Raw genomic sequence first — 16,241 nt, 5'->3', positions numbered from 1 at the left:
CTGTCAGCCCTTCATCATGTTGACGTCTTCGACGGCGATGGAGCCGCGGTTACGATAGAAGACGACGAGAATTGCAAGTCCGATGGCGGCTTCGGCGGCCGCGACGGTCAGAATGAACAGCGCGAAGACCTGGCCGGTGATGTCGTTCAGGAACGACGAGAAAGCCACCATGTTGAGGTTGACCGCGAGCAGAATGAGTTCCACCGACATCAAGATGACGATGACGTTCTTCCGGTTGAGGAAGATGCCGAATACGCCGAGCGTGAACAGAATGGCGCTGACGGTCAGATAATGGGAAATTCCGATTTCCATGATGTAGTCCTCGACCTCGCGTCCGAATTAGATGCCCTGCCCCGGCTTGACCGTGACCACTTCGACAGCGGTCTCGGGCGTGCGGGCAACCTGGCGCGGAATGCTTTGGCGCTTGATGTTCTGACGATGTCGCAGGGTCAGCACGATGGCGCCGATCATGGCGACGAGCAGGACGAGCCCCGCGATCTGGAAGAAATAGACGTAGTGGGTGTAGAGAACGTCACCGAGCGCCGCCGTATTGCTGCGCTCGCCGACCGGCGGGATCGGCATGGAGACCGCCTTGGCGATCTCGGGCGAGAAGGTCGAACCGCCGACGACGATGATCAGTTCCGCCGCGAGGATCAACCCGATCAGCGCGCCGATCGGCGCGTATTCGAGCACGCCGGCGCGCAATTCGGCAAAGTCGATATCGAGCATCATCACCACGAAGAGGAAGAGCACCGCGACCGCGCCAACATAGACCACCAGCAGGATCATCGCCAGGAACTCGGCGCCGGTCAGCAGGAAGAGACCTGCCGCGTTGAAGAAGGTCAGGATCAGGAACAGAACCGAATAGACCGGATTCTTGGCCGCAATGACCATGAATGCCGACGCCACTGCGATGAAGGCGAAGAGATAGAAAAAAAGAACCTGCAGACCCATGATCGGTGCCTTTTTCGTCTTGCTCGGCGTGAAGGCTCCGCCCTCACTCCATGAGGCAAAGCCGGACCTGCGTCCGGCCATTGCCCAAACCCGTTATGCACGCGTCGCTTCAAGGAGCGACGTATACTTCGTTATGCGGACGGCCTCAGCGATAGGGCGAGTCCATTGCGATGTTGTGCGCGATTTCCCGCTCCCACCGGTCGCCATTGGCGAGGAGCTTTTCCTTGTCGTAGTAGAGTTCCTCGCGCGTCTCGGTGGCGAATTCGAAGTTCGGTCCTTCGACGATCGCATCGACCGGGCAAGCCTCCTGGCAGAAGCCGCAATAGATGCACTTCACCATGTCAATGTCGTAACGCACCGTGCGGCGCGTCCCGTCGTTACGGCGCGGACCCGCCTCGATGGTGATGGCCTGGGCGGGACAGATCGCCTCGCACAGCTTGCAGGCGATGCAGCGTTCCTCGCCGTTCGGATAGCGGCGCAATGCATGTTCGCCGCGGAAGCGCGGACTGACCGGACCCTTTTCGAAAGGGTAGTTCACCGTCGCCTTCGGCCGGAAGAAATAGCGCATGGACAGCATGAACGCCGCGACGAATTCCTTGAGGAACAGCGAATTGACCGCTTGGGAGAGACCGGCCATCTTAACCTCCAAACTTGCCGGCCCGGGAGGCGCCGGCGGTATGCAGCGAAGCTCGGTCGGCCATTACGCCCACCCCGTCAGCTTCAGAACGAATGCGACGATGACCACCATGGCGAGCGACAGCGGCAGGAAGACTTTCCAGCCGAGGCGCATCAGCTGGTCGTAGCGGTAGCGCGGCACGAAGGCCTTCACCATCGCGAACATGAAGAAGACGAACGAGGCCTTCAGCACGAACCAGACGATGCCCGGAACCCAGTTCAGAAGCCAGATGTCAACCGGGGGCAGCCAGCCACCGAGGAACAGGATCGTCGTCAGCGCGCACATCAGGCAGATGGCCGCGTATTCGCCGAGCATGAACATCATGTACGGGGTCGAGCCGTATTCGACCATGAAGCCGGCGACGAGCTCGGACTCGGCTTCGGGCAGGTCGAAGGGCGGACGGTTCGTCTCGGCGAGCGCCGAAATGAAGAACACGACGAACATCGGGAACAGCGACAGCCAGTTCCAATCGAGGAAGGAGGCCGGCAGGCCGATCATCGTTCCAAGGCCGTCGGTCTGCGAGATGACGATGTCCGTCAGGTTGAGCGAGCCGACGGTGAGCAGAACGGTGATGATGACGAAGCCGATCGAGACCTCATAGGACACCATCTGCGCGGCCGAGCGCAGCGCGCCCAGGAAGGGATATTTCGAGTTCGAGGCCCAGCCGCCCATGATGATGCCATAAACCTCGAGAGAAGATATGGCGAAGACGAAGAGGATGCCGACATTGATGTCCGCGATTACCCAGCCCGCATTGAGCGGAATGACGGCCCAGGCGGCAAGCGCCAACGTCACCGAGACGAGCGGCGCCAGCAGGAAGATCGCCTTGTTGGCGCCGGCCGGAATGATCGGCTCCTTGAAGACGAACTTCAGAAGATCGGCGAAGGATTGGAACAGTCCCCAGGGACCGACGACGTTCGGGCCGCGGCGAAGCTGCACGGCGGCCCAGATCTTGCGGTCCGCGAGCAGGACGTAGGCGATGAAGACCAGCAGCGCGACCAGGAGCAGGAGCGACTGGCCGATGATGATGGCCGCGGGCCAGACATAGGTCGAAATGAAAGCGTCCATGATGCTCTATTCCCTCGCGCTCATTCCGCGGCAGCTTTGAAATTGTTGCGCGCCAAAGCCGAGCATTCGGCCATGACGGCGGATGCGCGCGCTATCGGGTTCGTCAAATAGAAGTCTTTGACTGGAGACGCAAACGCGGATTTCGCCATCTCACCGGCTTTTTGCGCGAGTGCGGCAATTTCGTCGCTGCCGGCGACGGCAATGCCGTCGATCTCCGCGAAATGCGGATAGGCCACATAGAGCGCTGCGCGCAGTGCGCCAAGCGAATCGAAGGGCAGCTTGCGGCCTAGCACATCCGAGAGCGCGCGGATGATCGCCCAGTCTTCGCGAGCATCGCCCGGCGCGAAACCGGCGCGATTGCCCATCTGCACCCGGCCTTCGGTGTTGACCCAGATCCCCGACTTTTCCGTGTAGGCCGCGCCCGGAAGGATGACGTCGGCGGCGTGCGCGCCATTGTCGCCGTGGGAACCGATATAGACGGTGAAGCCGCCTTTGCGCGTGGAGAGATCTATCTCGTCCGCACCAAGCAGGAACAAGACTTCGGCGCCCGTTATCATTTCGGCTGCCGACATGCCGCCCCGGCCTGGCACGAAACCGAGGTCCAAGCCACCGACGCGCGAGGCTGCCGTATGGAGGACCGCGAAACCGTTCCACGCATCGCTGACCGCGCCAACCGCGACGGCAAGCTTGGCGGCATTGGCAAGAACGGCGGCTCCGCCCTCTCCAGCAAGTGCCCCCTGGCCCACAATGATCAGCGGCCGCTCGGCCCTCTTCAGCGCCGTGAAGAACTTCGCCTTGCCCGAGAGGAGATCGGCAAGCGTGTCGGTGCCGGCGCCGAGATAGTCGTATTCGTAGCGCAGTTCACCCGGTTCGCCAATGACGGCGATCGGGAAATTGCCCATGCGATGGCGCTTGCGAATGCGGGCATTGAGAACCGAAGCTTCGAAGCGCGGATTGGAGCCGATGATGAGAAGCGCGTCGGCGCTTTCGATGCCCTGGATCGTCGGATTGAAGAGATAGCTTGCGCGGCCGAGCGACGGATCGAGCGCCGCGCCGTCCTGACGGCAGTCAAGGTTCTCCGAGCCGAGCGAGGCGATAAGCTCCTTCAGCGCGTACATTTCTTCGACGGCGGCGAGATCGCCGGCAATGGCACCGATCTTCTCGCCCGACGTCCTGGCAACCGCGGCCTTGATGGCGTCGAAGGCCTCGCCCCAGCTTGCCGGCTGCAGGCGACCGTCAATTTTGACATAGGGCCGGTCGAGGCGTTGCGTCCGCAAGCCATCCCAGATGAAGCGGGTCTTGTCGGAGATCCACTCCTCGTTGATGTCCTCGTTTACGCGCGGCATGATGCGCATGACTTCCCGACCGCGCGTATCCACGCGGATTGCCGAGCCGAGCGCGTCCATGACGTCGATCGATTCGGTCTTGTTGAGCTCCCACGGACGCGCGGTGAAGGCAAAGGGCTTCGAGGTCAGCGCGCCGACCGGACAAAGATCGACGACGTTGCCCTGCAGCTCGGAGGTCATCGCCTGCTCGAGATAGGTGGTGATCTCCGCATCTTCGCCGCGGCCGATGAGGCCGAGTTCCGCGATACCAGCAACCTCCGTCGTGAAACGGACGCAGCGGGTGCAGTGAATGCAGCGGTTCATCACCGTCTTGACGAGCGGACCGATATATTTGTCCTCAACGGCGCGCTTGTTCTCGTGGTAGCGCGAATTGTCGATGCCGAAGGCCATCGCCTGGTCCTGCAGGTCGCACTCGCCGCCCTGGTCGCAGATCGGACAATCGAGCGGATGGTTGATCAGCAGGAACTCCATCACGCCTTCGCGTGCCTTCTTGACCATCGGCGTCGTCGTGAAGACCTCCGGCACCTCGCCGTTCGGACCGGGGCGCAGGTCGCGCACGCCCATCGCGCAGGATGCCGCCGGTTTCGGCGGTCCGCCTTTTACCTCGATGAGACACATGCGGCAGTTGCCGGCAACCGAAAGCCGCTCATGGAAACAGAAGCGCGGAACCTCGGCGCCGGCCTCTTCGCACGCCTGAAGCAGCGTGAAATGATCCGGGACCTCGATCTCTTTTCCGTCGACTTTCAGCTTTGCCATCTTCGTACTCAATCCTGTCTTCCGTCCGCCTGCCCTTCCATGGCGGCGGACAATTTCTTGACGGCCTGTCCGTCACGACCCTGCCGCTTACGGCGAAAACCGAGCGGCCAACGCCTCATTTTCCCTGCATCAGTGCCTTCGCCTGGCCGACCCAGTCGTCGCGCGCGATGCGGCCATCCAGGCCGATTTCGGCGTCGAGTCGCGCCGCATCTTCCGCGCTCAGGGCCGCGATGTCGGCTAGCCGGCGAATACCCTTGCCGTTCAGCACCTGCTCCAGCTTCGGGCCGAGCCCCGAAATGCGCTTGAGATCGTCTCCGGCTCTGCTTTTCGGCGCCGGTGTGGCCTGCTTCTTGGGCGCCTTCGGCTTTCGCGCGGCAGCGGGAACCGCTGCGGCTGGCGACGCTTCGGCGGGCAATTTCGGCGCCGTAGCGGGCACCGGCGGCGCCTTGGCAGGCTCGGGCGAGGTAATTACAGATGTGGTCGTCCGCTCTTGTGTGGGCTCGGCCGGCGCCGCGGCACCCGGCTCTGCGGCGTGCATGGGCTCACGCCCGCGGGCGCCGCCTTGAAACGCGCTCGCAGCGCCCTGCATCGCGCCGAACATCATTCCGGCAATATGGCTGGAAAGGCCGAACCCCAGAGCCGTGGCGGCGGCAACCGCTGCCGCCGGATGCGTCATCAGCGGATTCAGCGGCATCTGCGTCATGCTCTTCATCCATTCGGACATGCCGAACGGATCAGCCGGGTCGGCACCCATGGACCGCGCGAATGGAATAACCGTTGCCGTATCCCTGCCCTGTGCTTCCTTGCGTTCCCCGGCCATCGCTCTTACTCCGCCGCTTCCAAAACCGCGCCGTGCGACGTCGCATTGCGCGTGTATTCGTCGATCCGCTTTTCCATCTCCGGACGGAAATGTTTGATGAGGCCCTGGATCGGCCAGGCGGCCGCATCGCCAAGCGCACAGATCGTGTGGCCCTCGACCTGCTTCGTGACGTCGAAGAGCATGTCGATTTCACGCTTCTGCGCGCGGCCCTGAACCATTCGTTCCATGACGCGCATCATCCAGCCCGTGCCCTCGCGGCACGGCGTGCATTGGCCGCAGCTCTCATGCTTGTAGAAGGCGGAGAGCCGCCAGATCGCCTTGATGATGTCGGTCGACTTGTCCATGACGATGACGGCCGCGGTGCCGAGGCCGGAGCCGAGTTCGCGCAGGCCGTCATAGTCCATGATTGCGTCCTTCATCTGCGCGCCGGGCACGCAGGGAACGGACGAGCCGCCGGGGATGACGGCCAGCAGGTTATCCCAGCCGCCGCGGATGCCGCCGCAATGCTTGTCGATCAGTTCGTGGAACGGGATCGACATCGCGTCCTCGACCGTGCAGGGGCGGTTCACGTGACCCGAAACCGAGTAGAGCTTGGTGCCGTGGTTGTTCGGGCGTCCGAAGCTCGTATACCAGCCGGCGCCACGGCGCAGGATGGTGGGCGTGACGGCGATCGACTCGACGTTGTTGACCGTCGTCGGGCAGCCATAGAGACCCATGTTCGCCGGGAACGGCGGCTTCAGGCGCGGCTGGCCCTTCTTGCCCTCAAGGCTTTCGAGCAGTGCCGTCTCCTCGCCACAGATATAGGCGCCGGCACCGTGATGGACAAAGATGTCAATGTCGTAGCCGAGTTTGTTGTTCTTGCCGATGAGGCCGTATTCATAGCACTCGTCGATTGCCGCCTGCAGTGCTTCGCGCTCGCGGATGAACTCGCCGCGCACGTAGATATAGGCTGCGTGTGCACCCATGGCGAAGCTCGCAACCACGCAACCCTCGATCAGCGTGTGCGGATCGTGGCGCATGATGTCGCGGTCCTTGCAGGTGCCGGGTTCGGACTCGTCGGCATTGACGACGAGATAGTGCGGACGGCCGTCGCTTTCCTTCGGCATGAAGGACCACTTGAGACCCGTCGGGAAGCCCGCGCCGCCGCGGCCACGCAGACCGGAGGCCTTCACCTCGTTGATGATCCAGTCACGCCCCTTCTCCAGGAGCTCCTTGGTCCCGTCCCAATGACCGCGGGCCATCGCGCCCTTCAGCGACTTGTCCTTGAGGCCGTAGATATTGGTAAAGATGCGATCTTCATCTCTGAGCATGGGTAGACCTCTTTACCGCTTCTTCTGAGGCTTGGATTTGTCGACCGTGGACTCGCCCTCGGTCTTCGCGATCTTCGCCGCCGCCTTTTTGGCGGTCGCCGGGGTCTTCAGCGCCGGATTGGTAATCTCGGAGGCAGGCTTCGGCTTGGCTGCATTCGCCGGCGGTACGCTGATTGCCTCTTCGTCCGGGGCCTTGCGTACACGGCCGGCCTTCTTCTCTTCCGGAAGCGGCTGCAAGGTCGTCGGACCGCCGATCGGCGCAGAAAAGATCCGGTCGATCTGAGGTCCGGGCTGGACCTCGGCGCCCCTGCCCGCGTCGAAGGAATCGATGATTTCCTCGAGCCGCTCGGGCGTCAGGTCTTCGTAGCTATCCTTGAAGATCATCACCATCGGCGCGTTGACGCAGGCGCCCTGGCATTCGACCTCCTCCCAGGAGAGCGTACCGCCCTCGTTGAGGGTAAACGGCTCGGAGGCAATCTTCTTCTTGCAGATTTTGATCAGATCTTCCGCGCCGCGCAGCATGCAGGGCGTCGTGCCGCAGACCTGCACATGCGCGCGCGTTCCGACGGGCTTCAACTGGAACTGGGTATAGAAGGTCGCCACTTCGAGGACGCGGATATAGGCCATGCCGAGCATGTCGGCGATCGACTCGATGGCGGCCCTGGTCACCCAGCCGTCCTGCTCCTGGGCGCGCATCAGCAAGGGGATGACTGCCGACTGTTCGCGGCCCTTCGGATATTTTTTGATCGTTGCCTTGGCCCAGGCGGCGTTTTCCTTGCTGAATGCAAAGGTCGCTGGCTGGACTGTGTCTTCGGCTAGTCGACGAACGGACATTCTAGTGGACACCTTATCAGTTGATCGAACCGCACCGCGATCTCGTCAGCGAGACGAATTCGCAGGCATAGGCTGACTGGTCTTTCTGCAGAAACACGATATAGCGTGTGCCGTTGGCGACGGCGGCCCTGATCTCGTAACCCTTTTCGAGAAGCACGGCCATGGAACCGCCGCGCAGTCCCGAACCGCTCGCGCTGCCGACCTCCTCAGCGAAGGCGGTCGTCGCGAGCGCGAGACATCCGAGTGCGGCAAAGAGCGCCAGGCGCATCAGCGGTCCACCTCGCCGAACACGATATCGATGGAGCCCAGCACGGCCGAGACGTCCGCGAGCTGGTGCCCGCGACAGAGGAAATCCATGGCCTGGAGATGCGCATAGCCCGGCGCGCGGATCTTGCAGCGGTAGGGCTTGTTGGTGCCGTCCGAGACCAGATAGACGCCGAATTCGCCCTTCGGCGCCTCGACCGCAGCGTAAACGTCGCCGGCCGGCACGTGGTAGCCTTCGGTGTAGAGCTTGAAGTGGTGAATCAGCGCTTCCATCGAACGCTTCATCTCGCCGCGCTTCGGGGGCACGATCTTGCCGTCGAACGAAGAAACCGGGCCGATTTTCGCATCGCCGAGCAGACGGTCCACGCACTGACGCATGATGCGGGCCGACTGGCGCATCTCGATCATGCGGATGAGATAGCGGTCGAAGCAGTCGCCGTTCTTGCCGATCGGAATGTCGAATTCGAGATCCGAATAGCATTCGTAGGGCTGCGCGCGCCGCAGATCCCAGGCGGCGCCCGAGCCGCGCACCATCACGCCGGAGAAGCCCCAGGCCCAGGCATCCTCCAGCTTCACGACGCCGATATCGACGTTGCGCTGCTTGAAAATACGGTTGCCGGTCAGGAGCTCATCGATGTCGTCGACGGTCTTTAGGAATGGATCGATCCAGTTGCCGATATCCTCGACGAGCTGGTGCGGAAGGTCCTGGTGAACGCCACCGGGCCGGAAATAGGCGGAGTGCATGCGCGCGCCGCTCGCCCGCTCGTAGAAGACCATCAGCTTCTCGCGCTCCTCGAAGCCCCAGAGCGGCGGCGTCAGCGCTCCGACGTCCATCGCCTGGGTCGTGACGTTGAGGAGGTGCGACAGGATGCGGCCGATTTCCGAATAGAGCACGCGGATGAGCTGCCCGCGGATCGGCACTTCCGTACCGGTCAGCCTTTCGACGGCCAGCGCGAAGGCGTGTTCCTGGTTCATCGGCGCGACGTAGTCGAGCCGATCGAAATAGGGCACGGCCTGCAGGTAGGTCTTGGCCTCGATCAGCTTTTCGGTGCCGCGGTGCAGGAGGCCGATATGCGGGTCGACACGCTCGACGATTTCGCCGTCGAGCTCCAGCACCAGGCGAAGGACGCCGTGGGCGGCCGGATGCTGCGGACCGAAGTTGATGTTGAAGTTGCGGACGTTATGTTCGGTCATACCGATTGCTCCAGGCCGAAGGCGCCCCATCGGGATCGCCCCGGGCCGACTTATTTCACCGTGCCTTCGCCTTCTCGTCGCCGGGCAAGACATAATCCGTGCCTTCCCAGGGCGAAAGAAAATCGAAATTGCGGAATTCCTGCCTCAGCTCGACGGGCTCGTAGACCACCCGCTTGACCTCGTCGTCATAACGCACCTGGACAAAACCCGTCAGCGGGAAGTCCTTGCGCAACGGATAGCCCTCGAAACCATAATCGGTCAGGATGCGCCTGAGATCCGGATGGCCGGTGAAGAGGATGCCGTACATGTCATAGGCTTCGCGCTCGAACCAGTCGGCGCCTGGATAGACGGCCGTCGCGGAGGGAACCGGCTCGTCCTCGGCCGTCGCTACCTTGACGCGAACGCGAAGGTTCTGACGCGGCGACAGAAGATGGTAGACGACGTCGAAGCGCTCCGGTCGCTGCGGATAGTCGACGCCGCAGATGTCGATAAAACTGACGAAACCGCACTGCACGTCGTCGCGCAGGAAGGTCAGCAGCGCGATCAGGTTCTCGGCCTCGGCCGTCAGCGTCAGCTCGCCGTATTCGATCACCGAATCGGCGATCAGCGCGCCACGCGTCTCGCGAAGATAGGACGCAAGCTCGTTAAGGGCTTCACTCATGATTGCTAGACCCCCTGCCCTTAGCGCTCGATCGTACCGGTGCGGCGGATCTTCTTCTGCAGCAGAAGCACGCCGTAGAGCAGCGCTTCTGCCGTGGGAGGACAGCCTGGCACGTAGATGTCGACGGGCACGACGCGATCACAGCCGCGCACGACCGAATAGGAATAATGATAGTAACCGCCGCCATTGGCACAGGAGCCCATGGAGATGACGTAACGCGGCTCGGGCATCTGGTCGTAGACCTTGCGCAGAGCCGGCGCCATCTTGTTGGTGAGCGTGCCGGCGACGATCATGACGTCCGACTGACGCGGCGACGCGCGCGGCGCAAAGCCGAAGCGCTCGGCGTCGTAACGCGGCATCGACATCTGCATCATCTCAACGGCGCAACAGGCGAGACCGAAGGTCATCCACATCAGCGAACCGGTGCGCGCCCAGTTGATCAGTTCGTCGGTCGAGGTTACGAGGAAACCCTTATCGGCCAGCTCGTTGTTGATCTCACCAAAGAACGCGTCATTGCTGCCGATCGGCTTGCCGGTCGCGGGGTCGAGAATTCCCTTCGGCTGCGGCGCAACGAGCGTGGTGCCGGATGCTAGTTCCATTCCAGCGCTCCCTTCTTCCATTCATAGATAAAGCCGACCGTCAGGACCAGGAGGAAGGCCATCATCGACCAGAAGCCGAACCAGCCCACCTCCTTGAAAGAGACCGCCCAGGGAAAGAGGAACGCGACCTCGAGATCGAAGATGATGAAGAGGATCGACACGAGATAGAAGCGGATGTCGAACTTCATGCGGGCGTCGTCGAACGCGTTGAAGCCGCACTCATAGGCCGACAGCTTTTCCGAATCCGGCGCTTTGAAGGCGACGGCAAAGGGAGCGACAAGGAGAGCGAGGCCGATCACAAGCGCGATTCCAAGGAAAATCGCGATCGGAACATAGGAACCGAGAAGTTCAGTCATTTTTATCCGTCCCTGCCTGCGGAGCGCGCTGGGAGACGCACTTTGAACACATATAGCCGCAGGCCGAAAATCATGTTGCAACGCCAGAGTGGTTAGCGCAGCATGCGCCTGGGCGCAAGCCTCGAACGGGGATTTAAACCGGTTCGCGGCACAGCTTTGCAGCGCTTTGTCTCACCGTTGACGCAGGCGAGCCCCGAGGCACGGTGACGGGCCGAAGCATCACAGTCCGCAGGCCGGGACAGATTGCCGCAGCGCAACAGATGAGGGGGGGGGCCGAAGTGGGAATGATGGAGAAATGGCGCGAGTGACGGGGCTCGAACCCGCGACCTCCGGCGTGACAGGCCGGCACTCTAACCGACTGAGCTACACCCGCGCATCGTGGCCTGATGGCCATTATCTCATCATCGGCACATTTTGAGAATGCCGAGAACCAGTTTCAGGAGTGGCGCGAGTGACGGGGCTCGAACCCGCGACCTCCGGCGTGACAGGCCGGCACTCTAACCGACTGAGCTACACCCGCATCCTCTTGTACTCACCGGAGCGCTTGCGCACCCCGCTCAAGGCGGCCCGGCCGTCTTGATGAGCGGCTAACTAAGCGGTTCGCATTGGGGTGTCAAGCGTGTTTGAAGACAAATCCGTGACGGGCCGAATTTTGATCCACAGGGGTCGTAATTCGCTCCCAGAAGCGAGCCGCAGGCGGTCCGCTGGAGCACCTGTTGAGGTGCCGCTAGTCCGGGTCCAGGGCTTCGCCGACCTCGGCACGCTCTGCAGCGACCGCAAACATGCGGAAGCCCCTTCCCCACGTCATCTTCGGCCGCTCGTCCCCCTCCCCGTGCGTCATGCTCGGTCTTACGTCAGCCCCTCTCCACGTTTCATCTTGCCAGGCCCAGCCTCTGCCGCACAGTACAGCGTGCGTGACCGCGGCTCTACAGACCAGCCGCTCGGCGGTGCATTCCGCGTTCAAGGGCTTGTAACTGGATCCTCGGTTCAAGGCAGCTCAAGGCCGAGGATGACGGAGGAGGAAGGGACCGCCGCCCAGATTCGGAACGTCCCACCAAAAAAAAAGAAAAAAGAGCCGAAATCCTCTTGCGGTTTTTCCCGGTTGCGCATAGATCACGCCCACCGACGCGGCGGACACGGATCCGAGAACGCGAGGGCGATTAGCTCAGTTGGTAGAGCGCCTCGTTTACACCGAGGATGTCGGGAGTTCGAGTCTCTCATCGCCCACCATTCCCCATTTTCGACCGCAGTATCTTCATGCTTTCGTTGGCTCTGTGACGGCACGCAAAAATGCACTGCAGGCACGGTAGCAGCCAGTAGCATTCGGGTACTTTTCGGCGTTCGGTATTAGCTTCTGATCAACAAAGCCACGTCCTATGTGTCGGGCAAACGTGTAGCGTTTTGCGTCCAGAACCGTTCCTCCATTTCGCTTCTAGGGAACTATTCAACGACGGGAATGCACGACCCTTACCATCGTCAAAAGGGCAGAAGAACCTCCTCCGACTGCGCAAGACGCCCGATCGGTTCCAATCCTCCAGGCGCCGATCAAATTCAGGGACCCCCCGACGCCTCCTCTCGGCTCAGGATCCGTTATACCGGGCATCCTGCTTCTTCGACAACCTGCCTTCCCTCGGAATCCTTCCGCCCAGGAGTTCCGCCATCAGCGAAGACGCCTTGGAGACGAACCCCGGTGCCGCAATGTTCTCTGGAGCAGACTTCCCGTTCTGGTTGGCAGAAGGTGCATTGTCCGGCAGGCGGAGCTTGCTGGCAATACGCGGGTCTATCGCTTCGATGATTATAGATTGTTCACCAGACTTACCCGCAAGATATGGGGGTTGCTGATACTGTGGGTTGTGCCCTAAAGTCGTCATCTCGGTGTCACAATGCTTACCGGCTCCCCGATCAGGACAGCATGGAAATTCCCGCCCGCCCAAGGACAGGAGGTCCCCTTTGACCCACCCGATCAACCTTCAACGTCTGGCTCGCCAGCAGTTTTCGCGTTCGTCAAGCCAATCCGCAGAAGACAACTTCCAGGCTGCACTCGGCAGAGCACAAAATTCTCGACCAACCCGGGACGACAACAGGCCGCGGGACACGCAGACGCCGGGCGGCGTTGTCATCCACAAGATCAAGTGCGGTGATACCGTCATCGAGATCGGTGAGGGGCATGGCTACAGTCTCGATCAGCTGCAACTGATGAATCCGGATTTGCGGGACAACCCAGATCTGATCGTAGAAGGCGACACACTCACAGTTCTGGACCAGAGGCTCTTCAACAACGTGAAAGCCGCCATCAAAACGACGGACGAAGCCGTCTCGGCGCAGGCCTCCTATGAAGAGATGACCACAAACCAGGCCGATGTCCCTCCCCATGTGCGCAAGCTCATGGCCATCGAGGCGCCTTCAGTCCGGCAGACCGCCGCGGAAAAACGGCGCGAGGCTGCGGAATTTCTAACACCGGGCCTGCTGGAAGAAGGGCTCGCAAACGCGCTCGACGAGACCGCCATGAACGAAGCGCTCGACGCCCATGCGGCCGCGATCGCGCCGGTCGGAGATGGGCATCCGGGTTTCGAAGCGATCATCAACGAGGCAAAAACCGGGGCGCGTGAGCAGATCAATGACATCTTCGGACGGAAGGTCGAGTTCACCGATCAGACCACGGGGAGGAAGAGAACCGCAAATCTGCGCGAGCTGATGGCCGAGGCGGAAGGCACTCCGACCGCATCGAGACAGCGGGACGCATCTGCTGAGTGGCAGAACGTGCAGCATGCCATGGTGGGGCTGATGGACGCCCTGTCCCAGGAAGCCGTCAAGACAAATGGCGGCAAGGGAGCAAATGAAAAGCTGATCCAGACCCAGGCGGTGCAGAATGTCGCCCAGATCCTGGCGGCGGCAACACCGAACCGGGAAACGCCCCTGGAAAATGATCCCTATATATCGACCGTCAACGTCGCAGCCGACGAGATCCTTGTCATGCGGTCCGTCAGGGCAGTCAACGACGTCGCAAATGACCTGGATGCCGCTCTCGATTCACCGAATTCCATCCCGGAACTGGCGGAGCTCGTTGCCCAGACCGAGGGCATCGATATCGATCTTGCCGTCCAGCGCGTCGAGGGGTCGCAGTCCACCGTCGATTCCGCGGTATTCGATCTTTTCCGCAACCAGGTCGACCACGGCATGGGCGCGATCATGGCCGATGACCTCCGGGTTCAGGATGCCATGACCAAGCTGACGATCCTCGCGGACCGGATGCACACGTCGAAGGGCGAAGAAGCGATCCAGGAACTCGCCTCGTCGATCGTGCGGGCGATCCATTCAACCGGAGAAAAATCCCGCCAGTCGTCCGAAAGCCTGGCGATCCAGATCGGACGTGGCCTGAGGGAAGCGATCGCCAGTGGCCACAGCCCGGCACTTGCGCAGGAGGTTTCGCGCCAGTTGATGGACCCGAGCGTCGTTGGTGCAGGCAACAAATACGAGACGGAAGCCTCCAGTATTCTCCGGCAGGCAGGAATGGGGGTCGAAAAGCTTCAGGAGACTGCGGAGTCCACTGGAAAGGATTTTTACGAAAAGATCGTCTACGTCTCCGAGATCGGGCGGCAGAATATCGGAGAATCCAGCACGTTTTCCCATGCGGATGGCGTGAACTCGCTACTGGAATCGGAAAAATCCCTGGTGGAAAAGACCGACCACTATGGTGAAGCGATCGTCCTGACGCTGGCATCGACGCAGGAGATGCCTCCCGAATTACAGGGGCTGGAAGGCGCTCGGTATCTGCAGGATGCGCGTAATTCTCTGAAGGATGAGGTCGATCAGGAAATCGTCACCGGCGAAGGGAAAGATGCGGAGATCAATTCGATCCCGCTGCTGACCCAGTCGAGCCCGAGCGCGGCGCTGGCATCGCAGCGTGTGGCGCAGGATGCTGCGCTCGACAGGATGAAGGATGTGCCTGCGGAAGATCTCAACCGGCTCGTTGAGGAACTCGGCAAATTGCCGGCAGACGATCCCTATGCCGAGATGGCGACGCAACTCCATTCGCTGGAGGACCCCAAGACCGTTCTCTACGAGAACCCGGCTTTGACGCTTGCACTGCTAGATCGCTTCAGCAGCGCGGATCAAGCCCAGCCGGATGTGCGTCCGGCTCCGAACGCCGGCTTCCTCTCCCGTACCGGACGCGACGTCCTGCTGGAAGTTTTCAAATTCCAGACGCAGGGTGGCGGCGGACTGATCCCGGGCATTTCTCCCATACAGCCCTCGGCCGATACGCGTTTCGACGCGATGGACCGGCGCCTCGATGCGCTGCAAAATCGCCTCAGCGCGCAGAGCGGCACAGCCGGGCGCCTTTCCGGACTGACGGGCATTGCCCGGGACCTCTGGCTCAAGACCTATCCTATCCAGACGATCGAGGCCCGCACCGGGCTCAATGCCCATACCCCTTCCATACCTTTCGTCAACACCGGCTCTGCCCTGCTCAACCTGTGGGGAACCGCAACTCTCACCCAGTCCGATGTGCCTATGGATCAGGCCTGGGGGTGGTATTTCGCGGGCGGCACAGCCAAGGATCTGGCCCTTGCCGTCGATGGTGCGCGCGCGTGGAAAACCGGCCGGGCCGGTTTCTCGCAGATTGCGGGATTACGCGGCTGGGAGTGGCTGCCACGCATCTATAATGGCGCTGGCGTTGCCCTCTCGGTGCTGCAGGTTGGTCATGAACTGAGCAAGGGCGACCTGCCGATGGCCGCTGCCTGGCTCCCCGGCACGGCGGCCAGCATCTATGCGGCAATGCCTGGTGCCGTTGCGGCCGGACCCGTCGTGACCATCGGGTTCCTGCTGACGGCCGGGCTCGTCACCGGCATTAGCCAGTATCGGCATGTCCAGGACGCAAATCGCCTGGAAGGCCCGCTCGGCGCCTATCTCATGGGTGCCGCGCCAAGTGTCGAAAAGCCGGAAAGCCTCGCCAATTGCGATGAAAATGGCGTTCCCTACCTGGCGCTAAACCCAACGCTCGCCAAAGCGCAGGGCGTCTCGCCGAGCCAGATGATCGACTATCTCTATGAGCTCGATGTGGATGAGCGCGACAGGATGATCGATTACGCCCTGCAGGTAAAGCCGAACGATAAAGGAGAGTTTCCACTGAAGAACGATCCGGATGAAATAACCGGCGGGCAAACCACCCCATGGATGCCGCAGGGACGCGGCGTTTATATTCCCCCAGGCAGCCAGTACCCGGCGGCGGGCGATACCCGAATTCAACGCCACCAGATCGATACGGTCGAAGATTTCCAACGCTGGGCCCGCGAATATGACTATACGCTGCCCACCGGTTGATCCGGTCGATGCGTAGCAGGAGGAACTGAAGCGCGTTGTACGAATTCGATCAAACACGACGCGCTTTGAGGCCGGGCCAAT

14 protein-coding genes and 3 tRNA genes are annotated in these 16,241 nt (G+C 61.7%); 2 read left to right on the top strand and 15 right to left on the bottom strand.

What is annotated here, in order from left to right; translation table 11 throughout:
- Positions 1-3: 3 nt before the first annotated feature.
- The 15 genes from nuoK to AC4P1R_RS04475 form a co-directional block, all read right to left on the bottom strand.
- Positions 4-312 (bottom strand): NADH-quinone oxidoreductase subunit NuoK, encoded by a 309-nt coding sequence (gene nuoK / locus AC4P1R_RS04545; RefSeq protein ID WP_034854080.1) that lies wholly within the window; start codon positions 310-312, stop codon positions 4-6.
- A 27-nt stretch (positions 313-339) separates the two neighbouring features.
- Positions 340-954: an NADH-quinone oxidoreductase subunit J gene (locus tag AC4P1R_RS04540; protein WP_069460859.1), complete on the bottom strand. Its 615-nt coding sequence runs from the start codon at positions 952-954 to the stop codon at positions 340-342.
- A 145-nt stretch (positions 955-1,099) separates the two neighbouring features.
- Complete coding sequence (gene nuoI, locus AC4P1R_RS04535) at positions 1,100-1,591, bottom strand: NADH-quinone oxidoreductase subunit NuoI (protein WP_069460749.1); 492 nt, start codon at positions 1,589-1,591, stop codon at positions 1,100-1,102.
- Positions 1,592-1,654: 63 nt separating this feature from the next.
- Positions 1,655-2,698: an NADH-quinone oxidoreductase subunit NuoH gene (gene nuoH / locus AC4P1R_RS04530; protein ID WP_069460748.1), complete on the bottom strand. Its 1,044-nt coding sequence runs from the start codon at positions 2,696-2,698 to the stop codon at positions 1,655-1,657.
- Between the two features lie 20 nt (positions 2,699-2,718).
- Entirely contained in the window at positions 2,719-4,800 is a 2,082-nt protein-coding gene (gene nuoG, locus AC4P1R_RS04525) for an NADH-quinone oxidoreductase subunit NuoG (protein ID WP_069460747.1), read from the bottom strand.
- A gap of 115 nt (positions 4,801-4,915) precedes the next feature.
- Positions 4,916-5,620 carry a helix-hairpin-helix domain-containing protein gene (locus AC4P1R_RS04520; protein ID WP_069460746.1) on the bottom strand — a complete coding sequence of 235 codons (705 nt, stop codon included), beginning with the start codon at positions 5,618-5,620 and terminating at the stop codon, positions 4,916-4,918.
- A 5-nt stretch (positions 5,621-5,625) separates the two neighbouring features.
- Positions 5,626-6,930, bottom strand: coding sequence for an NADH-quinone oxidoreductase subunit NuoF (gene nuoF / locus AC4P1R_RS04515; RefSeq protein WP_069460745.1), 1,305 nt, complete (start codon positions 6,928-6,930; stop codon positions 5,626-5,628).
- 12 nt (positions 6,931-6,942) lie between these two features.
- Positions 6,943-7,764: an NADH-quinone oxidoreductase subunit NuoE gene (gene nuoE / locus AC4P1R_RS04510; RefSeq protein WP_069460744.1), complete on the bottom strand. Its 822-nt coding sequence runs from the start codon at positions 7,762-7,764 to the stop codon at positions 6,943-6,945.
- A 16-nt stretch (positions 7,765-7,780) separates the two neighbouring features.
- Positions 7,781-8,032, bottom strand: a complete 252-nt coding sequence (locus AC4P1R_RS04505) for a hypothetical protein (protein ID WP_069460743.1) — start codon at positions 8,030-8,032, stop codon at positions 7,781-7,783.
- On the bottom strand, positions 8,032-9,222 hold the full coding sequence (locus tag AC4P1R_RS04500; protein WP_069460742.1) for an NADH-quinone oxidoreductase subunit D: 1,191 nt from the start codon (positions 9,220-9,222) through the stop codon (positions 8,032-8,034). Before AC4P1R_RS04500 ends, AC4P1R_RS04505 begins: the two co-directional genes overlap by 1 nt.
- A gap of 55 nt (positions 9,223-9,277) precedes the next feature.
- Positions 9,278-9,883: an NADH-quinone oxidoreductase subunit C gene (locus tag AC4P1R_RS04495; protein WP_069460741.1), complete on the bottom strand. Its 606-nt coding sequence runs from the start codon at positions 9,881-9,883 to the stop codon at positions 9,278-9,280.
- Between the two features lie 20 nt (positions 9,884-9,903).
- Entirely contained in the window at positions 9,904-10,482 is a 579-nt protein-coding gene (locus AC4P1R_RS04490) for a NuoB/complex I 20 kDa subunit family protein (RefSeq protein WP_003531828.1), read from the bottom strand.
- The gene (locus AC4P1R_RS04485) at positions 10,473-10,838 is read right to left on the bottom strand and encodes an NADH-quinone oxidoreductase subunit A (RefSeq protein WP_069460740.1); all 366 of its coding nucleotides are present in this window, start codon (positions 10,836-10,838) and stop codon (positions 10,473-10,475) included. The genes AC4P1R_RS04490 and AC4P1R_RS04485 overlap by 10 nt, the downstream gene beginning before the upstream one ends.
- 296 nt (positions 10,839-11,134) lie before the next feature.
- Positions 11,135-11,211, bottom strand: a tRNA-Asp gene (locus AC4P1R_RS04480).
- Between the two features lie 70 nt (positions 11,212-11,281).
- Positions 11,282-11,358, bottom strand: a tRNA-Asp gene (locus AC4P1R_RS04475).
- A 634-nt stretch (positions 11,359-11,992) separates the two neighbouring features.
- Between AC4P1R_RS04475 and AC4P1R_RS04470 the strand changes: the two genes are divergently transcribed.
- Both AC4P1R_RS04470 and AC4P1R_RS04465 read left to right on the top strand, forming a co-directional pair.
- Positions 11,993-12,068: transfer RNA gene (locus tag AC4P1R_RS04470), tRNA-Val, on the top strand.
- Between the two features lie 720 nt (positions 12,069-12,788).
- Positions 12,789-16,160 (top strand): hypothetical protein, encoded by a 3,372-nt coding sequence (locus AC4P1R_RS04465; RefSeq protein ID WP_273359841.1) that lies wholly within the window; start codon positions 12,789-12,791, stop codon positions 16,158-16,160.
- The last annotated feature ends 81 nt before the right edge of the window (positions 16,161-16,241 follow it).

Source organism: Sinorhizobium sp. Y406 (assembly GCF_058732025.1).
Note: the sequence above shows the minus strand (reverse complement) of the source record. Positions and strands in the feature narration are given on the sequence as shown.

Coding starts and splice junctions, on each gene's coding strand:
- nuoI (WP_069460749.1), bottom strand. CDS start 1,591: ATGGCCGGTCTCTCCCAAGCGGTCAATTCGCTGTTCCTCAAGGAATTC.
- nuoK (WP_034854080.1), bottom strand. CDS start 312: ATGGAAATCGGAATTTCCCATTATCTGACCGTCAGCGCCATTCTGTTC.
- AC4P1R_RS04490 (WP_003531828.1), bottom strand. CDS start 10,482: ATGGAACTAGCATCCGGCACCACGCTCGTTGCGCCGCAGCCGAAGGGA.
- AC4P1R_RS04505 (WP_069460743.1), bottom strand. CDS start 8,032: ATGCGCCTGGCGCTCTTTGCCGCACTCGGATGTCTCGCGCTCGCGACG.
- nuoE (WP_069460744.1), bottom strand. CDS start 7,764: ATGTCCGTTCGTCGACTAGCCGAAGACACAGTCCAGCCAGCGACCTTT.
- AC4P1R_RS04500 (WP_069460742.1), bottom strand. CDS start 9,222: ATGACCGAACATAACGTCCGCAACTTCAACATCAACTTCGGTCCGCAG.
- nuoG (WP_069460747.1), bottom strand. CDS start 4,800: ATGGCAAAGCTGAAAGTCGACGGAAAAGAGATCGAGGTCCCGGATCAT.
- AC4P1R_RS04520 (WP_069460746.1), bottom strand. CDS start 5,620: ATGGCCGGGGAACGCAAGGAAGCACAGGGCAGGGATACGGCAACGGTT.
- nuoF (WP_069460745.1), bottom strand. CDS start 6,930: ATGCTCAGAGATGAAGATCGCATCTTTACCAATATCTACGGCCTCAAG.
- AC4P1R_RS04495 (WP_069460741.1), bottom strand. CDS start 9,883: ATGAGTGAAGCCCTTAACGAGCTTGCGTCCTATCTTCGCGAGACGCGT.
- AC4P1R_RS04540 (WP_069460859.1), bottom strand. CDS start 954: ATGGGTCTGCAGGTTCTTTTTTTCTATCTCTTCGCCTTCATCGCAGTG.
- AC4P1R_RS04485 (WP_069460740.1), bottom strand. CDS start 10,838: ATGACTGAACTTCTCGGTTCCTATGTTCCGATCGCGATTTTCCTTGGA.
- nuoH (WP_069460748.1), bottom strand. CDS start 2,698: ATGGACGCTTTCATTTCGACCTATGTCTGGCCCGCGGCCATCATCATC.